This is a genomic window from Geodermatophilus sp. SYSU D00867 (assembly GCF_054050315.1).
Genome location: NZ_JBJGZC010000006.1, coordinates 89,991 through 106,785 on the forward strand (window position 1 = coordinate 89,991; position 16,795 = coordinate 106,785).

Here is a 16,795-nt window from a genome sequence, read left to right on the forward strand (position 1 = left end):
CAGTGACCCCGGGTGCCACCCGGGAGGATGATCACAGCGGGACCCGACCCGAGGAGCGCCGCCGTGACCCCTGCCCTGATCGCACTGCTCGTCGTCGCCCTGCTGGTGGTGTTCGTCGTCGCGAGGAGCGTGACGATCGTCCCGCAGGCCCAGGCCAAGGTGGTCGAGCGGCTCGGTCGTTACAGCCGCACGCTCTCCCCGGGCCTGTCGCTGCTCGTGCCCTTCGTCGACCGGGTGCGCGCGACGGTCGACCTGCGCGAGCAGGTCGTCTCGTTCCCGCCGCAGCCGGTGATCACCGCCGACAACCTGCAGGTCGGCATCGACACCGTCGTCTACTTCCAGGTCACCGACCCGCGGCTGGCGGTGTACGGCATCGCCAACTACATCACCGGCATGGAGCAGCTCACCACGACGACGCTGCGCAACGTCGTCGGCGGGCTGAACCTCGAGCAGTCCCTGACCGGCCGCGACGGCATCAACAGCCAGCTGCGCGAGGTGCTCGACGGCACCACCGGCCCGTGGGGGCTGCGGGTGGCGCGGGTGGAGATCAAGGCGATCGACCCGCCGCCGTCGATCCGCGACTCCATGGAGAAGCAGCTGCGCGCCGACCGCGACAAGCGGGCGATCATCCTGCAGGCCGAGGGCGCCCGGCAGTCGGCGATCACCACCGCCGAGGGGCAGAAGGCCGCCGCGATCCTGTCGGCCGAGGGGAAGAAGCAGGCCGCGATCCTCGAGGCGGAGGCGGAGCGGCAGAGCCGCATCCTGCGGGCCGAGGGCGACCGGGCGGCGCTGTACCTGCAGGCGCAGGGGCAGGCCAAGTCGATCGAGACGGTGTTCCGGGCGATCCACGAGGGCCGGCCCGACCAGGGGGTGCTGGCCTACCAGTACCTGCAGACGCTGCCGCGGATCGCGCAGGGCGACGCGAACAAGATGTGGATCGTCCCCAGCGAGTTCAGCCGCGCGCTGGAGGGCCTGGCGAAGCTCGGCGGCGCCGACGGCGACGGCCGGTCGTTCCTGGACGTCCCGCCGCCCGCCGACGGAGCTCCCGCCGGCGGCGGCACCGGCGACGGGGGCGGCATCGACACCACCGGCTGGTTCGAGTCGAAGCTGCCGCCGGCCGCCGAGCAGCCCGAGGCGAGGATCGAGCTCCACAGCATCGCCGACGCCGGACCGGCCCTGCCGGCCCCGGAGCTGCCGCCCACGACGTCGCTCGCGCGGGCGGCCGAGGAGGACGTCGCCCACGGCGGCACCCCCGACGGCGGGCGGCCGCAGGGCTGACCCGGCGACGGGGACGGCCTCCCTGCGGGGAGGCCGTCCCTAGTCCTTGAGCAGGCCCTCGCGGAGCTTGGCCAGGGTCTGGCTCAGCAGCCGGGACACGTGCATCTGGGAGATGCCGATGTCGGCGGCGATCTGCGACTGGGTCATGTTCCCGAAGAACCGCAGGATGAGGATGCGGCGCTCGCGGGCCGGGATGGTGGCCAGCAGCGGCTGCAGCGACTCGCGGTACTCCACGCCCTCCAGCGCCGCGTCCTCCTCGCCGAGGGTGGCCGCGAGCGTGGGGGAGTCGTCCTCGCCGGAGAGCCGCTCGTCGAGCGAGCTGCTGCGGTAGGCGTTGGCCACCGCCAGGCCCTCGAGGACCTCCTCGCGCGGGATGCCCAGGTGCTCGGCCAGCTCCGACGGCGTCGGCGCGCGGCCGTTCTTCTGCGCCAGCTCGCCGACGGCGGAGTTCAGCGACAGGTGGAGCTCCTGCAGCCGCCGCGGCACCCGCACCGACCAGCCCTGGTCGCGGAAGTGCCGCTTGATCTCCCCGGTGATGGTGGGGACGGCGAAGGAGAGGAACTCCACCCCGCGGGTCGGGTCGAACCGGTCGATCGCCGCGATCAGGCCCAGCGTGCCGACCTGCAGCAGGTCGTCGAACGGCTCGCCGCGGTTGCTGAACCGGCGGGCGAAGTGCCGGACGAGGGGCAGGTGCTCCTCGACCAGGACCTCGCGCAGCCGTTCCCGCCGCGGGTCGTCCTTCTCCAGGGTGGCCAGCTCGGCGAACAGCGGCGCGGTGCGCTCGGCGCGGCGCCGGTTGTCCGAGACGGGCGCGCTGTCGCCCTCGCGGGCGCCGGCGGTCCGGCCGGTGACGGGCCCGGCGTCGTCCTCGGTGTCCTCGCCGTCGGTCTCCTCGCCGTCGGCGTCCTCGCCGTCGTTCTCCGTGTCGGTGTCGGTGTCGGTGTCGGTGTCGGTGTCGGTGTCGGTGTCGGTGTCGGTGTCGGTGTCGGTGCCGGTGTCCTCGGCCTCGGCGTCCTCGGCCCCGTCGGCCGGGTCCGGGGCGGTCACCGACGGATCGTCGTGCAGGGCGTCCTCCTCGACGGGGGCCCGGGGACCGGCGGTCGCCGGCGTCACGGGGCCACCGAGTCGTCGCTGCCCGCGGAGCCGACCAGCTGCGCCGGCCGCTGCCCGGGGAGGTACTTGTCCATGGAGATGACCGCCACCGGACCCTCACCGCCGTCGCCGGCCGGCACCTCCCGCTGGGAGGCGGGCCGGCCCTCGACGTTGTCGGCCAGCGTCTGCAGCACCGCCCAGCCGAAGCCGTCGCGGGGGACGTCGGTCCCCTCGGCGGTAGGCACCCACGCGTCGATGTGCAGCCCGGCCCGGGTGGTCTCGAAGACGACCGTCAGGGGCGCGTCGCCGAGCGCGATCGCCGCGAGCGTCGCGCACGCCTCGTCCACCGCCAGCCGCAGGTCCTCGACCGAGTCCAGGTCGTAGTCCATGCGGATGGCCAGGTCACCGGCCATCGCCCGCACCGCGGGCAGCTGGCTCGGCGTGGTCGGCACGCGCAGCTCCAGCCGTTCCGCGCGCCGCCTGTCCTGGGCGAGGGCACCCCTCGAGTCCACCATCCGTCGTCCGCTCCTCATCCAGTACGTCCGGCCGCGGCCGGTCTGCTCCGCAGGTGTCCGGGGGCCGCGGCGCCCGGTCCCATCCTCCCTCGCCGCGGGTCCGCGGTGCGCGCGGGGCGGGGGCGGGAGGCGACCGGGCCGTGTCCCAGCAGGACCGTGTACCCGTCCCCGGCGCGTCGGCAAACACCGTGTGCCCACGGCGTCGCGCGCGGTTGCCGGTGCACCGGCCCTGTGGTCTGTTGGTCCCCGGATGAGCACCAGCCAGGGCAGTCTCCCGCCGGGGCCCCGTCCCGCCGAGGACGTGGGCCCGGCCGCGCTGGTGGCCGCGCTGGAGGACGCGCCCTCGGCGCTGTGGTTCGTCGCCGGCCCCGGCCCGCGGACCCTCTGGGCCAACGCCCGCGCCCGCACGCTCGGGCCCACCCCGCACGACCTGCCCGTGGTGGGGGACCGCCCGGTGGCGGACGTCGTCGCCGACGTCCTGCGCACCGGCCGGCCGGTCACCCTCTCCGGTGTCCTGGCCGGTGACGGACCGGAGGTCACCGTGGCCGTGCGCCCGCTGGCCGCCGGCGCCGACCCGGCCGCGGTCCTGGTCCTCGAGAGCACCGCCGAGGACGAGGAGCCCGGCGGCCCCCGGGGCGGGGCGTCCGGGGACGTCGTGGAGGAGGTGCAGCACTCGCTGCTGCCGCCGTCCCTGCCGCTGCTGCCCGACGTGCGGCTGTCGGGCAGCTACCACCCGGCCAGCTCCGGGCGCGTCGCCGGCGGTGACTGGTACGACGCCGTGTCGCTGGGCCACGGCCGGCTGGCGCTGGTCATCGGCGACGCCGTCGGCTCGGGGGTGCCGGCCGCGTCCGCGATGAGCCGGCTGCGCGGGGCGATGCGCTCCAGCGCGCTGCGCGACCCCGCCCCGGCCGCGGTGCTCGCCGCCCTCGACGACTTCGCCGCCCAGATGGACGACGTCCAGGGCGCCTCGGTGTTCTACGCCGTCCTCGACGCGGCCACCGGCGCGCTGGCCTACGCCGCCGCCGGGCACCCGCCGCCGCTGCTGGTGGAGGCCGACGGGCGTGCGACCCGGCTGCCGGTCGAGGCGCGGCCGCCGCTGGGCACGGTGCGCGGCGCGGCGACGCCGGTCGCCGCGGCCCGGCTCGAGCGGGGCGCCACCCTGGTCCTCTACTCCGACGGCGCGGTCGCCGCCGCCGGCCTGCCGCCCGCCGCGGGGCTGGACCGGCTCACCGCGGTCGCCCGGGCGGCGCTGGCCGATCCCGAGACCCTCGGCGGCGAGGCGGCGGCCGGGCTGGCCGCCACCATCGCCGCCGGGATGCTCACCGGAGGCGGCCGCCCCGACGACGTGGCCGTGCTCGTGGCGCACCGCCGCGCGCGGTCGGTCGAGGCGCTGCGGCTGGACCTGCTGGCGGTGCCCGCGGCGCTGCCCGCCGTGCGGCGGCGGCTGAGCGCGTGGCTGACCGCGCTCGGCATGGGTGAGCAGGACCGGGTGGGTGTCGTGGTCGCGGTGGGGGAGGCCTGCGCCAACGCGGCCGAGCACGCCTACCGCGACGCCGAGCCCGGGCCGATGCAGGTCACCGCCGCGGTCGACGTCGACGGCGTGCTCACCGTGACCGTGCACGACGAGGGCACCTGGCGCCCGCCGGACCGCGACCCCGGCGACCGCGGCCGCGGGCTGCTGATCATGCGCCAGCTGGTCGACGGGATGGTCGTGCGCGGCGAGCACGGCACGACGGTCACGCTGCGCACGCGGCTGCGACAGACGCCCGACCAGGAGCCCGAGCACCCGGTGGGCGGCAGCGGCGCGACCGTCGTCGTCGACCGGGAGGGCGCCGACCCGGTCGTGCGCGCCGCCGGCGACGTCGACCTGGTCAGCTCCGAGCAGCTGCGCATCCGGCTGCTCGAGGCCAGCCACGGCGGCACCGTCCGGGTGGAGCTGGACCTCACCGCGGTCACGCTGTTCAGCAGCGCGGCGGTGCGGGTGGTGCTCGCCGTCGCGGCGATCGCCGAGGCCGAGGGGTGGCGGCTGGTGGTGCACGCGCCCGACGGCGGCGTCACCCGGCACATCCTCGAGGTGAGCGGACTGCAGCGGCTGGTCGAGCTGCGCTGACCCCGGCCGGGGCACGGTCCGTTTACGGGACCGGCCTGGTGCGCATCCACTGCGCGTGAGACTCCGGCGCAGCGACGTGCACGGGCGCGGCTGGACCCGCCGCCGGGCCGGTCGCGGCTTCTCCTACCGCGACGAGAACGGGCAGCTGATCAAGGACGCGGAGCGGCTGGACCGGATCCGGTCGATCGCGATCCCGCCGGCCTGGAAGGACGTGTGGATCTGCCCGTGGCCCAACGGGCACATCCAGGCCACCGGGCTCGACGCGGCCGGCCGCCGCCAGTACCGCTACCACGACGCCTGGCGGGCGCGGCGGGACGCGGAGAAGCACGAGCGGGTGCTGGCCATCGCCTCGGAGCTGCCCGAGGTCCGTGACCGGGTGGCCGACGCGCTGCGCACCCGCGGGCCCAACCGGGAGCGGGTGCTCGCCTGCGCGCTGCGGCTGCTGGACCTCGGGACCTTCCGCATCGGCAGCGAGGAGTACGCCGAGGAGAACGGCACCTACGGCCTGGCCACGCTGCGCCGCGAGCACGTGACCGTGCGCGGGGAGCGGACGTTCTTCCGGTACACCGCGAAGGGAGGCATCGAGCGGGAGGTGGAGATCACCGACCGGCCGACGGCGACCGTCGTCCGGTCGCTGCTCGAGCGGCCCGACGACGCCGGCGAGGAGCTGCTGGCCTACCGGCTCGACGACGGCACCTGGCACGACGTGACCAGCGCCGACATCAACGCCTACCTCAAGGAGGTCAGCGGCGCGGAGATCACCGCCAAGGACTTCCGGACGTGGAACGCCACGGTGATGATGGCCGCCGCGCTGGCCGAGCAGCCGCCGCCGAAGAACAGGACGGCGCGGAACCGGACGATCCGCGAGGCCTACGTGCGGGTCTCCGAGCACCTCGGCAACACCCCGGCGGTGTGCAAGGCCAGCTACGTGGACCCGCGGGTGGTGGACCGGTACGAGAACGGGGAGACGGTGGCCGACGCGCTGGCCGACCTGGCCGGCGCCGACGACGACCGCGAGGCGCAGAAGGTGCTCGAGCAGGCGGTGTGCCGCCTGCTGTCGGCGTAGTCGGCCCGGGAAAGCCGACGAGGCCCCGCCGGAGCGGGGCCTCGTCGCAGGTCGTGCGGAGGGGTCAGCGGGCGCTGCTGTCCACGATGGTGAACAGGTCGATCAGGCCGGTGACCTCCAGCGGGCGGGTGACCGCCCGGGTGGTGGCGACCAGGCGCAGCTCGACGTCCCGGGACTTCGCCGACTTCTGGGTCTCGACGAGCACGGCCAGGCCGGCGGAGCCCAGGAACTGGACCCCCGACAGGTCGATGACCAGTTCGCGGGGCTGCTGCTCGAGCTGGGTGTCCAGCGAGGAGCGCAGCACCGGGGCGGTGAAGGTGTCGACCTCGCCGACGACCGTCACCGTGACCGCGCCGTCCTCGCTGGTGGAGGTCGAGAGCGTGATCACGTCGTCGAAGGGTGCCTCCGTGCCCTCGGTCGACACGTCGTGCTGCCCCCCGGCGGGCAGGTCGGATGCGGTCACGGACGCAGCTCCTCTCAGTGGCCACGCCGAGCGGTGCGGCCACCGGTCAATCTACCGCCGGGCGCCTCAGGGGTGTCGTCACCCCCGGGCAGGCCGGCGTTGCAGTGGACACGCCGGAGGCGGTCCGCCGCCGGCGCGCGCGGCTGCCTGCTCAACCGCATTTACAACGTAGACAACCCGGTGGCCGTCCGCCAACCAGCCCGGGCGAGCGCGTGGTGGCGCTCACCCGGGCCGGTGACGCAACGGTGCTGGAGAGTGGCGTCAGGTGTTCTCGACGACGTGGACCGCCGCCTCCTCGGGCCCCTCGCCGCCGACCACCGGATCGAGCGCGGCCTCGACGTCGTCGGCGGTGCGGTTGGTCCCGGAGTCGCTGTCCGGGGTGGTGTCGTAGTCCTGCTCGAGCTGGCCGATGCCACGGCCCGGGTCCTCGGCGGGGCGCACGCCGGGGTCGTCGTCGGGGATCTCCTCCTCCAGGCGGGCGGTCAGCGACTCGCCCTCCTGCTGCTCGCGCGCCGTCGTCCCGAAACCGACCGGCTCGTCCTCCCGGTCGCCCGGCTCGGGGGCGAACTGCGGGTCCTCGGAGAGCTGCACGGTGGGGAAGTCGTCCTGCGAGACGTCCGGCACGCCGTTGTCCTCGGGGAAGACGTCGCGGGCGGTCTGCCCCTGGGAGCCCGGCGCGCCGCCCTCGCGCACACCGGTCAGACCCCGCTCGTCGTCGGGGAACTCGGCGTCGTTCTGCGCGGAGTGGACCGCCCCGCGGTCGTCCGGCTCGGTCATGGAGGGTTCCTCTCTCTCGGGCCGCCGGACGGTGCTCCCGGCGGCGGACTGCCCTGCCGCCTACCCGCCTCCCCGGAAGCCATGCGGGCGGGCGCGGACCGTGACGGGAGGCGCACCGCGGCATGGCGCACCGGCCGCACGGGTAGCGGGGCGGCATGGCGATCGCAGACGAGGTGCAGCGGATCGGAGCGCCGATCCGCCGCTGGGCGCGGACCCAGGGGCGCGAGTACACGCAGGGCGAGCCCCGCCCGCTCGCCGGCGACCTCGGGGCGATGGGGGTGTACCTGGGGCTGGTCTCGGCCGGCGCGGCGGCGGTGCGGGCGTCCGGGAGGGAACTGCCCGACCGGATCCCGCCGGGGGACGCCGTGCTCCTCGCGGTGGCGACCTTCCGGCTGGCCCGCCGGATCGCCAAGGACCCCGTCACCGCCCCGCTGCGCGCACCCTTCACGGCGTTCCAGGGACCGTCCGGGCACGCGGAGGTGGCGGAGGAGGTCCGTGAGCACGGTGGGGTCAAGCACGCCGTCGGCGAGCTGCTGACCTGCCCGTTCTGCCTGGCCCAGTGGGTGGCCACGGGGCTGGTGTTCGGCTACGCGGCAGCGCCGCGGGCGACCCGGCTGGCCGCGTTCACCATGACGCTGGTGGCGGGCAGCGACGTCCTGCAGTTCGTCTACGACGCCATCCAGAACGGCGCGCTCGAGCCGTCGCCACGGGAGGCGGCGGGCGTGGATGCTGACACCGACGCCGACCCCACGGGCCGGCACGCCGAGTAGAGCCGAGGAGGACGCCCGCTTCCCCCGGGCGGAGGAGATCACCAGCGATCGCGCTGCTGGGGGCGCCGGCCCGCACCTATCCTGCGGGCCGCGCCGCCCCGCGGTCGCGGAGCCCGGGGAAGGGGAGTGACATGCGCTCGATCTGGCGCGGCGCGGTCTCGTTCGGCCTGGTCAGCATCGGGGTGAAGCTCTACACCGCGACCGAGGACAGGGACGTCCGCTTCCACCAGGTGCACGCCGTCGACGGCGGGCGGGTCAAGTACAAGCGGATCTGCTCGATCGACGGCGAGGAGGTCGAGTACGGCGACATCGCCAAGGGCTACGAGCTGCCCGACGGCCAGCTGGTGGTCCTGACCGACGACGACCTCGCCGAGCTGCCGCTGGCCACCCGGCGGGAGATCGAGGTCCTGCAGTTCGTCGAGCAGGCGGAGATCGACCCGATCCAGTTCGAGAAGACCTACTACCTCGAGCCCGACGGCCCGGCCACCCGCCCCTACGTGCTGCTGCGCGACGCGCTGGAGAACACCGGCCGGGTCGCGATCACCAAGATCGCGCTGCGGCAGCGGGAGTCGCTGGCCGCCATGCGGGTCCGCGACGGCGTCCTGGTGCTGCACACCATGCGCTGGCCCGACGAGATCCGCCGTCCCGACTTCGGCTTCCTCGACGAGGACGTCCCGGTGCGGCCGCAGGAGCTGCAGATGGCCGAGGCGCTGATCACCTCGATGACCGGCGACTTCGACCCCGCCGAGTTCACCGACGACTACCGCGAGGCGATGACCGCCCTGCTCGAGGCCAAGCAGACCGGCGGCGACGTGCAGCCGGTGCCCGAGACCGCCGACCCCGGCGCGGCCGTCGTCGACCTGATGAGCGCGCTGCGGCGCAGCGTCGAACGCGCCCGCGGCGGCGCCGCCGACGACGCGGCGCCCGCGGAGGCGGCACCGGCCCGCGAGCCCGCCAGGAAGGCCGCGGCGAAGAAGGTGGCGGCGAAGAAGGTGTCGGCGAGGAAGGCACCGGCGGAGGAGGCGGCCGAGGAGGCGCCGGCCCGCACGACCCGCGCGCGCAAGGTCACGGCCGCCAAGAAGGAGCCGGCCAAGCGCACGTCCCGCCGCAGCGCCTGAGCCGCGCGGATGGTCCGTCCCGCCCTGCCCGAGCCGCCGGTGCCGGCGCCGATGCTCGCCGTCGCCGGCGAGCTGCCGGCCGACGACGCCGCGTGGGGCTACGAGTTCAAGTGGGACGGCGTCCGGGCGCTCGCGGCGGTCCGCGACGGCCGGGTGGACCTGTGGGCGCGCAGCGGCACCCAGCTGGCCGACCGTTATCCCGAACTCGGCCGACTGCCGAACACCCTCGCCGGTGTCGACGCCGTCCTGGACGGCGAGGTGGTGGCCCTCGACCGGCTGGGGCGCCCGGACTTCGGGCTGCTGCAGAACCGCATGCACCGCACCGGCGGCCCGGAGGTCGCCCGGCTCGCGGCCGCGGCACCGGTCACCTACCTGGTCTTCGACCTGCTGGCCGAGCGCGGACGCAGCCTGCTCGGGCTGCCCTACGCGCGGCGGCGGGAGCGCCTGGACGCGCTCGCCCCGCAGGGGCACCGCTGGGCGGCGACCCCGTGGTTCCGCGGCGGCGGCGCCGACGTGCACGCGGCCAGCCGGGACAACGGGCTGGAGGGCGTGGTCGCCAAGCGGCTGGACTCGCCGTACCGGCCGGGCGCGCGCTCGCCGGAGTGGCGCAAGGTCAAGCACGTCCGCACGCAGAGCGTCGTCGTCGGCGGGTGGCGGCCGGGCAGGGGGCGGCGGGCCGGGGGAGTGGGGTCGCTGCTGGTCGGTGTCCACGACGACGACGGCCGGCTGGTCTACGCCGGGCACGTCGGCACCGGGTTCACCGACGCGGTGCTGCGTGAGCTCGGCGGGCTGCTCACCCCGCGCCGGACCCCGCCCTTCGCCGGCGCGGTCCCGCGCGACGTGGCCCGCGACGCGCGGTGGGCGGAGCCGGAGCTGGTCGGCGAGGTGGCCTTCGCCGCGTGGACCGCGGACGGCCGGATGCGCCACCCTGCGTGGCGGGGGCTGCGCGAGGACCTCGACGTCGACGACGTCGTCGTGGAGTGGTCCCCCTGAGGGGAGCCTGATGGACCGCCAGCGGGTGCGGGTGGAGGGCCGGCAGCTGTCGGTGTCCAACCTCGACAAGGTGCTCTTCCCCGAGGTCTCGTTCACCAAGGCCGCGGTGATCGACTACTACGTGCGGATCGCGCCGGTGCTGCTGCCGCACCTGTCCGGCCGGCCGGTCACGTTCACCCGCTGGCCCGACGGCGTCGAGGGGCAGGCGTTCTACGAGAAGAACAGCGCCCGGCACGCGCCGGACTGGGTGCGGAAGGTGACCGTGCCGAGCCCTGGCAGCTCGCGGGACCGCGAGGTGCTGGAGATGGTGGTCCTGGAGACCGTCGCCGACCTCGCCTGGGCGGCGAACCTGGCCGCGCTGGAGCTGCACGTGCCGCAGTGGCAGGTGGGCAGCAAGCTGCAGCCGACGCTGCCGGACCTGCTCGTCCTGGACCTCGACCCCGGCCCGGACGCCGGGATCCGCGAGTGCTGCGACGTCGCCGAGCGGCTGCGGGTGCGGCTGGTCGACGACGGGCTGGACCCGGTGGTCAAGACGTCGGGGTCGAAGGGGGTGCAGGTCTACGCGCCGATCCGGGTGACCGACCGCGAGCACCCGTCCCGCTATGCCAAGGCGCTGGCCCAGGAGCTGTCGGCCGAGACGCCCGACCGCGTCGTCTGGCGGATGGAGAAGGTGCTGCGGCCGGGCAAGGTGCTCGTCGACTGGAGCCAGAACAACCCCGCCAAGACGACGGTCGCCCCGTACTCGATGCGCGCCCGCCCCGACGCCCCGGTGTCCACGCCGATCGGGTGGGACGAGGTGGACGCCGTCCGCGACGGCGCCGACCCCGCCGAGCTGCGCTTCCGCACCGAGGAGGTGCTCGCCCGGGTGGAGGAGTACGGCGACCTGTTCGACGTCGCCGCCCGCACCCGCGCCCGCCTGCCCGCCGTCTGACCCCCGCCGGGCGGCGGAGGCGGGCGTCCCTGCCACCATGCCGACCGTGTCCGCTGCCCCGATCGCGCACGACCCCGCCACCGCCGACGTCGGGCGGCTGGTCGTCCGCTGCCCGGACCGGCCGGGGATCGTCGCGGTGCTGTCCCGGCTGCTGGCCGACGTCGGCGCGAACATCACCGAGTCGCAGCAGCACTCCTCGGACCCGACCGGCGGGGTGTTCACCCTGCGGCTGGAGTTCGTGCTGCCCGGGCTGGCCAGCCGCCGCCGGCAGCTGGAGGGCGCGCTGGAGCTGCTCGCCGCGCAGTGGCAGCTGACCTGGCGGCTGTCCGAGGCCGCGCGCCGGCCGCGGCTGGCGGTGTTCGTGTCGAGGACCGACCACGTGCTGCAGGAGCTGCTCTACCGGGTCCGCGCCGGTGACCTGCGCGCCGACATCACCGCCGTCGTCTCCAACCACCCCGACCTCGAGCCGGTGGCCGCGGCGGCCGGGGTGCCCTTCCACCACGTGCCGGTCACGCCGGCGACCAAGGTCGAGGCCGAGGCGCGGGCGCTGGAGCTGGTCGGCGACGTCGACCTGGTGGTGCTCGCCCGCTACATGCAGATCGTCTCGGCGGACTTCTGCAGCCGCTTCCCCGAGCGGCTGATCAACATCCACCACAGCTTCCTGCCGGCCTTCGTCGGGGCGAACCCGTACCAGGCGGCGCACGACCGAGGCGTGAAGCTGATCGGCGCCACGGCGCACTACGTCACCCCGGAGCTCGACGCCGGCCCGATCATCGAGCAGGAGGTGGCCCGGGTCGACCACCGCGCCACCGTCGAGGACATGCGCCGCATCGGCCGGTACGTGGAGCGCCAGGTGCTCGCCCAGGCGGTGACCTGGCACGTGGAGGAGCGCGTCGTCGTCCTGGGCGACCGCACCATCGTCTTCGCCTGAGGCGTGTGTTCCTCCCCACCCGGGTACCGGTGGACCGGCGGGGAGCCCCACCCGACACGTGCCCTTGATTTGACTGACTAAAGAAAAGCGGGTTGGGTGGGACCCGATGGAGACGACGTGGGCGCCGCGGCTGCGCGACGCCGGGCTGCGGGTCACCCGGCCCCGGCTCGCGGTCCTCGACGCCCTCGCCGCCCATCCGCACGCCGATGCGGACACGCTGGTCACGGTGGCCCGCCGGGCGCACCCCACGCTCTCGCCGCAGGCGGTGTACGGCGTCCTCAAGGCGCTGGTCGCCGTCGGGCTGGCCCGCCGGGTCGAGCCCGCGGGCGCGCCGGCGCTGTACGAGGTCCGCGTGGGGGACAACCACCACCACCTGGTCTGCCGCTCGTGCGGTGCGGTCGCCGACGTCGACTGCACCGTGGGCGCGGCACCGTGCCTGGTCCCGTCGGACACGGCCGGCTTCGTCGTCGACGAGGCCGAGGTCGTGTTCTGGGGCCTGTGCCCCGACTGCCGGGGCGCCGGCCACCCGGCCGGCGTCCCCGGCCCGTCCGTCCGCGTCCGTTCCACGGCCGGACAGCACCACACCCGAGGAGAGGCAGGAGCATGACCGACGTCGCATCGCAGGGCCCGGCCCCGAGCGAGGCGGACCGCCCGGTCCTGACCAACCGTCAGGGCCACCCGGTCTACGACAACCAGAACCAGCGGACGGTGGGCGCGCGCGGCCCGGCGACGCTGGAGAACTACCAGTTCCTCGAGAAGATCAGCCACTTCGACCGGGAGCGGATCCCCGAGCGCGTCGTGCACGCGCGCGGCATCACCGCGTTCGGCTACTTCGAGGCCGACGGCACCGTCGGCGACGAGCCGATCAGCCGGTACACGCGCGCCAAGCTGTTCCAGGAGAAGGGCAAGCGCACCGACGTCGCGCTGCGGTTCTCCACCGTGGCCGGTGGCCGCGACTCCTCGGAGTCCGCGCGTGACCCGCGCGGGTTCGCCGTGAAGTTCTACACCGAGGAGGGCAACTGGGACCTCGTCGGCAACAACCTCGGCGTCTTCTTCATCCGCGACGCCATCAAGTTCCCCGACTTCATCCACTCCCAGAAGCCGGACCCGGTCACCTTCGAGGCGAGCGTCGCCGAGCGGGCGTTCGACTTCTTCAGCCAGACCCCCGAGGCCATGCACATGATCTCGCTGGTCTTCAGCCCCCGGGGCACGCCGGCCAGCTACCGGCACATGCAGGGCTTCGGCGTGAACACCTACAAGTGGGTCAACGCCCAGGGTGAGACCGTCCTGGTCAAGTACCACTGGTACCCGAAGCAGGGCGTGAAGTCCTGGACCGCCGCGGACGCCTCGGCCGCGCAGGCCAAGAGCCTGGGCACGCACACCAAGGACCTGCACGACGCCATCGCCGCCGGCGACCACCCGTCGTGGGACCTCTACGTGCAGATCATGAGCGACGACGAGCACCCGGAGCTGGACTTCGACCCGCTCGACGACACCAAGGTCTGGCCCGAGGAGCTGTTCCCGGTCCGCAAGGTCGGGACGATGACGCTCAACCGGATGCCGGTGGACAACTTCACCGAGAACGAGCAGATCGCGTTCGGCACCGGTGTGCTGGTCGACGGCCTGGACTTCTCCGACGACAAGATGCTCGTCGGCCGGACGTTCTCCTACTCCGACACCCAGCGCTACCGGGTCGGCCCGAACTACCTGCAGCTGCCGGTGAACGCGCCGAAGGCCCGGGTGGCCACCAACCAGCGCGACGGCCAGATGGCCTACGGCGTGGACCGGGCCGAGGGCACCAACCCGCACGTGAACTACGAGCCGTCGATCCTCGGCGGCCTGCGGGAGGCGCAATACCCGACGCACGACGAGCAGGGCCCGGTCATCACCGGCCGGCTCACCCGCAAGCGGATCCCGCGCACGAACGACTACGCGCAGGCCGGCGAGCGCTACCAGCTCTCGGAGCAGTGGGAGAAGGACGACCTGGTGAAGAACCTGGTCGACGCCCTCTCGCAGTGCCGCCGCGAGATCCAGGAGCGGATGGTCTGGCACTTCTTCATGTGCGACGACGAGTGGGGCCAGCGGGTCGGCGACGGCCTGGGCATCACCGCCGACGACGTCCGCGGCCTGGAGCCGCTGCAGACGCAGACCCTCACCGAGGAGGAGCTGCAGCGCGCCGCCAACCTCGGCAAGAACGGTCCGCGCGACGTCACCGGCCACCAGATGACGCACTGCGTGCCCAACGAGCACGTCACCGTCGAGGCCTGATCACCGCAGGGCACACCGCAGCGGGCCGCGTCCGGGATCCCCGGGCGCGGCCCGCTGTCGTTCCAGGCGGGCCGACTTCCGCTGGGCGGGAGCCGATTGGGCCGCGGCGCGGGGCACTCCTACCGTCGGTCGACCCCCGACGCCGTCGCCGTGGAGGACACCGATGAGCTCGACCCCCGTCCGCTCGACGACGCCCGGCGCCGCCGCCCGCGCCGCCGGGTGGGTGGCGCCGCTGTGCTGGATCGCGGTGCTGCTCGACGGCTTCGACCTGGTCGTCGTCGGGACCGTCGTCCCCACGCTGCAGGAGCCGGAGGAGTTCGGCCTCACCGGTACCGGCGCCACCGCGGTGATCACCGTCGGCCTGGTCGGCATGATGATCGGCGCGCTGACCATCGGCACGCTCACCGACCTGGTCGGCCGCCGCAAGGCGCTCATCGGCGCCGTGGCGTCCTTCTCGCTGTTCACCCTGCTGTGCGCGTTCGCGCCCAACCAGGTCGTGTTCGGGCTGCTGCGCTTCCTCGCGGGCCTGGGCCTGGGTGGCTGCCTGCCGACGGCCATCGCCATGGTCAACGAGTTCACCCGCGCCGGGCGCAGCGGCCGGGCCACCACGACGATCATGACCGGCTACCACGTCGGCGCCGTGGCCACCGCGGCCCTGGCCATCCCGGTCATCCCGTCGCTGGGCTGGCGGTGGATGTTCGTCATCGGCGCGGCCCCGGCCCTGGTGCTCGTCCCGCTCATGCTCGCCCGGCTGCCGGAGTCGGCGTCCTTCCTGCAGGCCGCCGGCCGGCGGGCGGAGGCCGAGGAGGTGGCCCGCCGCCACGGGCTGGAGCTGGAGAGCAGGCCCGGCCCGGCACCGGCCGGCGCCACCGCAGGCGCCGCCTCGACCGTCCGCTCGCTGTTCACCGGCGGGTTCGCCCGCAACACCGTGGCCATCGGGGTGACCTCGTTCATGGGGCTGCTGCTGGTCTACGGCCTGAACAACTGGCTGCCGACGATCATGCGCGAGGCCGGCTACGACCTCGGCGACTCGCTGGCGTTCCTGCTGGTGCTCAACGTCGGCGCCATCGTCGGCCTGCTGGTGGCCGGCACGGTCGCCGACCGCATCGGCGCCCGCACCGCCGGGATGATCTGGTTCGCCTCCGGCGCGCTGTTCCTGGCGCTGCTGTCGGTCGAGCTGCCCACCGCGGGCCTCTACCTGATGTGCTTCCTCACCGGCTGCTTCGTCTTCTCGGCGCAGGTGCTCGTCTACGCGTTCACCAGCGCCAACCACCCGCCGGCCGTGCGCGCCACCGCGCTGGGCTGGTCGGCCGGCGCCGGCCGGATCGGCGCGATCGTCGGGCCGGTGGTCACCGGCGCGCTGGTGACGGCGGGCATCGCCTTCCCGTGGGGCTTCTACGTGTTCGCCGTCGTCGGCGCGCTGGGCGCGCTGGCCCTGAGCGTCACCCGGACACGGCGCCCCGCGCGCTAGTCGCTTCGACCGCGGCGGTCCTGCTCGGCGAGGAAGCGCTCGAACTCCGCGCCGATCTCGTCGCCGCTGGGCACCTCACCGGCCCCGCCGAGCAGGTCCTCGCCCTCGCGGGCGGCGGCGAACTGGTCGTACTGCTGCTCCAGCGCCGCCACGACGGCGGTGTTGTCGGCCGAGCGGGCGATCTGCTCGTCGACCTCGGTGCGGTGCTGCTGCGCCGCCTCGCGCAGCGTCTCGGTGGGGAGCAGCAGCCCGGTGAGCCGGCCCAGCTCCTCGAGCAGGGTGAGGGTGGCGGCCGGGTAGCTGGCCTGCGCCAGGTAGTGCGGCACGTGCGCGGCCACCCCGAGGGCGTCCACGCCGGCCTCGCCCAGGCGCAGCTCCAGCAGCGCCGAGGCGCTGCCCGGGACGCGCAGCTCGCCCCAGTAGACGGGGTAGGTCTCGATGAGCTGCCGGCGCGTGGCGTGCGCGGTGACCGTCACCGGCCGGGTGTGCGGCACCGGCATCGGGATGGCCTGCAGCGCCACCACCGAGGTCACCCCGAGCCGCTCGACCGTCCCGACGACGGCGGCGGCGAAGCCCTCCCACCGGTAGTCCGGCTCGGGGCCGTGCAGCAGCAGGAACGGCTCGCCGGCGTCGTCCTCCAGCGCCGAGAGCACGATCTCCGGCGCGGCGAAGTCCTCGTAGTGGTCGCCGTTGAACGTCATCCGCGGCCGGCGGGCGCGGTAGTCGACCAGCAGGTCCGCGTCGAAGCGCGCGACGGTGCGGTGCGGCAGCGAGGCCAGCAGGTGCGAGGCGGCGAGCTGGGCGGACGAGGCGGCGTCGAAGTCGCCCGCGAGGGCGTGCACGAGCACCAGGCCCCGCCGCTGCGCGGCCCCGGTGACCGCCGCCTCGGCGGCGACGAACGGATCGGCCTCGGGAGTGAGCTCGACGAGCTCCTCCGGTCGCTGCGCCACGGGGGCACCTCCTGCTGGTCGGACGCCTGCTGATCGGACGTCGTCAGGCGACAGCGACGGCG

Annotated in this window: 16 protein-coding genes; 11 read left to right on the forward strand and 5 right to left on the reverse strand. The window is 74.7% G+C overall.

Going from position 1 to position 16,795, the window contains the following annotated elements; genetic code table 11:
* Positions 1-63: 63 nt before the first annotated feature.
* Entirely contained in the window at positions 64-1,278 is a 1,215-nt protein-coding gene (locus ACI8AK_RS07355) for an SPFH domain-containing protein (protein ID WP_387989770.1), read from the forward strand.
* Positions 1,279-1,317: 39 nt separating this feature from the next.
* On the opposite strand, the gene ACI8AK_RS07360 is transcribed toward ACI8AK_RS07355, so the two are convergent.
* On the reverse strand, positions 1,318-2,325 hold the full coding sequence (locus tag ACI8AK_RS07360; protein WP_456955669.1) for an RNA polymerase sigma factor SigF: 1,008 nt from the start codon (positions 2,323-2,325) through the stop codon (positions 1,318-1,320).
* A gap of 62 nt (positions 2,326-2,387) precedes the next feature.
* Positions 2,388-2,885, reverse strand: a complete 498-nt coding sequence (locus ACI8AK_RS07365; protein ID WP_456902983.1) for an ATP-binding protein — start codon at positions 2,883-2,885, stop codon at positions 2,388-2,390.
* Positions 2,886-3,135: 250 nt separating this feature from the next.
* On the opposite strand from ACI8AK_RS07365, the gene ACI8AK_RS07370 reads away from it, so the two are divergent.
* Together ACI8AK_RS07370 and ACI8AK_RS07375 are read left to right on the forward strand one after the other, a co-directional pair.
* Positions 3,136-4,995: a SpoIIE family protein phosphatase gene (locus tag ACI8AK_RS07370; RefSeq protein ID WP_456902984.1), complete on the forward strand. Its 1,860-nt coding sequence runs from the start codon at positions 3,136-3,138 to the stop codon at positions 4,993-4,995.
* Positions 4,996-5,050: 55 nt separating this feature from the next.
* Positions 5,051-6,061 (forward strand): DNA topoisomerase IB, encoded by a 1,011-nt coding sequence (locus ACI8AK_RS07375; RefSeq protein WP_387989782.1) that lies wholly within the window; start codon positions 5,051-5,053, stop codon positions 6,059-6,061.
* 64 nt (positions 6,062-6,125) lie between these two features.
* On the opposite strand, the gene ACI8AK_RS07380 is transcribed toward ACI8AK_RS07375, so the two are convergent.
* The gene (locus ACI8AK_RS07380; protein WP_387989785.1) at positions 6,126-6,524 is read right to left on the reverse strand and encodes an STAS domain-containing protein; all 399 of its coding nucleotides are present in this window, start codon (positions 6,522-6,524) and stop codon (positions 6,126-6,128) included.
* Positions 6,525-6,785: 261 nt separating this feature from the next.
* Positions 6,786-7,301 (reverse strand): hypothetical protein, encoded by a 516-nt coding sequence (locus ACI8AK_RS07385; RefSeq protein WP_387989788.1) that lies wholly within the window; start codon positions 7,299-7,301, stop codon positions 6,786-6,788.
* A 155-nt stretch (positions 7,302-7,456) separates the two neighbouring features.
* Between ACI8AK_RS07385 and ACI8AK_RS07390 the strand changes: the two genes are divergently transcribed.
* The 8 genes from ACI8AK_RS07390 (at position 7,457) to ACI8AK_RS07425 (ending at position 15,783) form a co-directional block, all read left to right on the forward strand.
* Positions 7,457-8,071 carry a DUF1360 domain-containing protein gene (locus ACI8AK_RS07390; RefSeq protein WP_387989791.1) on the forward strand — a complete coding sequence of 205 codons (615 nt, stop codon included), beginning with the start codon at positions 7,457-7,459 and terminating at the stop codon, positions 8,069-8,071.
* Positions 8,072-8,202: 131 nt separating this feature from the next.
* Positions 8,203-9,189 carry a non-homologous end joining protein Ku gene (gene ku, locus ACI8AK_RS07395; protein WP_387989794.1) on the forward strand — a complete coding sequence of 329 codons (987 nt, stop codon included), beginning with the start codon at positions 8,203-8,205 and terminating at the stop codon, positions 9,187-9,189.
* A 9-nt stretch (positions 9,190-9,198) separates the two neighbouring features.
* Complete coding sequence (gene ligD, locus ACI8AK_RS07400; protein ID WP_456955671.1) at positions 9,199-10,182, forward strand: non-homologous end-joining DNA ligase; 984 nt, start codon at positions 9,199-9,201, stop codon at positions 10,180-10,182.
* A 10-nt stretch (positions 10,183-10,192) separates the two neighbouring features.
* Complete coding sequence (gene ligD, locus ACI8AK_RS07405) at positions 10,193-11,113, forward strand: non-homologous end-joining DNA ligase (RefSeq protein WP_387989800.1); 921 nt, start codon at positions 10,193-10,195, stop codon at positions 11,111-11,113.
* Between the two features lie 46 nt (positions 11,114-11,159).
* Positions 11,160-12,044: a formyltetrahydrofolate deformylase gene (gene purU / locus ACI8AK_RS07410; RefSeq protein ID WP_456955673.1), complete on the forward strand. Its 885-nt coding sequence runs from the start codon at positions 11,160-11,162 to the stop codon at positions 12,042-12,044.
* Between the two features lie 106 nt (positions 12,045-12,150).
* Complete coding sequence (locus tag ACI8AK_RS07415) at positions 12,151-12,651, forward strand: Fur family transcriptional regulator (protein WP_387989806.1); 501 nt, start codon at positions 12,151-12,153, stop codon at positions 12,649-12,651.
* A complete protein-coding gene (locus ACI8AK_RS07420; RefSeq protein WP_387989809.1) occupies positions 12,648-14,312 on the forward strand; it encodes a catalase in 1,665 nt (554 codons plus the stop codon). Before ACI8AK_RS07415 ends, ACI8AK_RS07420 begins: the two co-directional genes overlap by 4 nt.
* A gap of 163 nt (positions 14,313-14,475) precedes the next feature.
* A complete protein-coding gene (locus tag ACI8AK_RS07425; RefSeq protein ID WP_456955675.1) occupies positions 14,476-15,783 on the forward strand; it encodes an MFS transporter in 1,308 nt (435 codons plus the stop codon).
* Here the strand turns inward: ACI8AK_RS07425 and ACI8AK_RS07430 are convergent.
* Entirely contained in the window at positions 15,780-16,733 is a 954-nt protein-coding gene (locus ACI8AK_RS07430; RefSeq protein WP_456955677.1) for a proteasome assembly chaperone family protein, read from the reverse strand. The two genes, ACI8AK_RS07425 and ACI8AK_RS07430, sit on opposite strands and share 4 nt — an antisense overlap.
* Positions 16,734-16,795: the final 62 nt, after the last annotated feature.

Coding starts and splice junctions, on each gene's coding strand:
- ACI8AK_RS07365 (WP_456902983.1), bottom strand. CDS start 2,885: ATGGTGGACTCGAGGGGTGCCCTCGCCCAGGACAGGCGGCGCGCGGAA.
- ACI8AK_RS07370 (WP_456902984.1), top strand. CDS start 3,136: ATGAGCACCAGCCAGGGCAGTCTCCCGCCGGGGCCCCGTCCCGCCGAG.
- ACI8AK_RS07385 (WP_387989788.1), bottom strand. CDS start 7,301: ATGACCGAGCCGGACGACCGCGGGGCGGTCCACTCCGCGCAGAACGAC.
- ACI8AK_RS07390 (WP_387989791.1), top strand. CDS start 7,457: ATGGCGATCGCAGACGAGGTGCAGCGGATCGGAGCGCCGATCCGCCGC.
- ku (WP_387989794.1), top strand. CDS start 8,203: ATGCGCTCGATCTGGCGCGGCGCGGTCTCGTTCGGCCTGGTCAGCATC.
- ligD (WP_456955671.1), top strand. CDS start 9,199: ATGGTCCGTCCCGCCCTGCCCGAGCCGCCGGTGCCGGCGCCGATGCTC.
- ligD (WP_387989800.1), top strand. CDS start 10,193: ATGGACCGCCAGCGGGTGCGGGTGGAGGGCCGGCAGCTGTCGGTGTCC.
- ACI8AK_RS07415 (WP_387989806.1), top strand. CDS start 12,151: ATGGAGACGACGTGGGCGCCGCGGCTGCGCGACGCCGGGCTGCGGGTC.
- ACI8AK_RS07420 (WP_387989809.1), top strand. CDS start 12,648: ATGACCGACGTCGCATCGCAGGGCCCGGCCCCGAGCGAGGCGGACCGC.
- ACI8AK_RS07425 (WP_456955675.1), top strand. CDS start 14,476: ATGAGCTCGACCCCCGTCCGCTCGACGACGCCCGGCGCCGCCGCCCGC.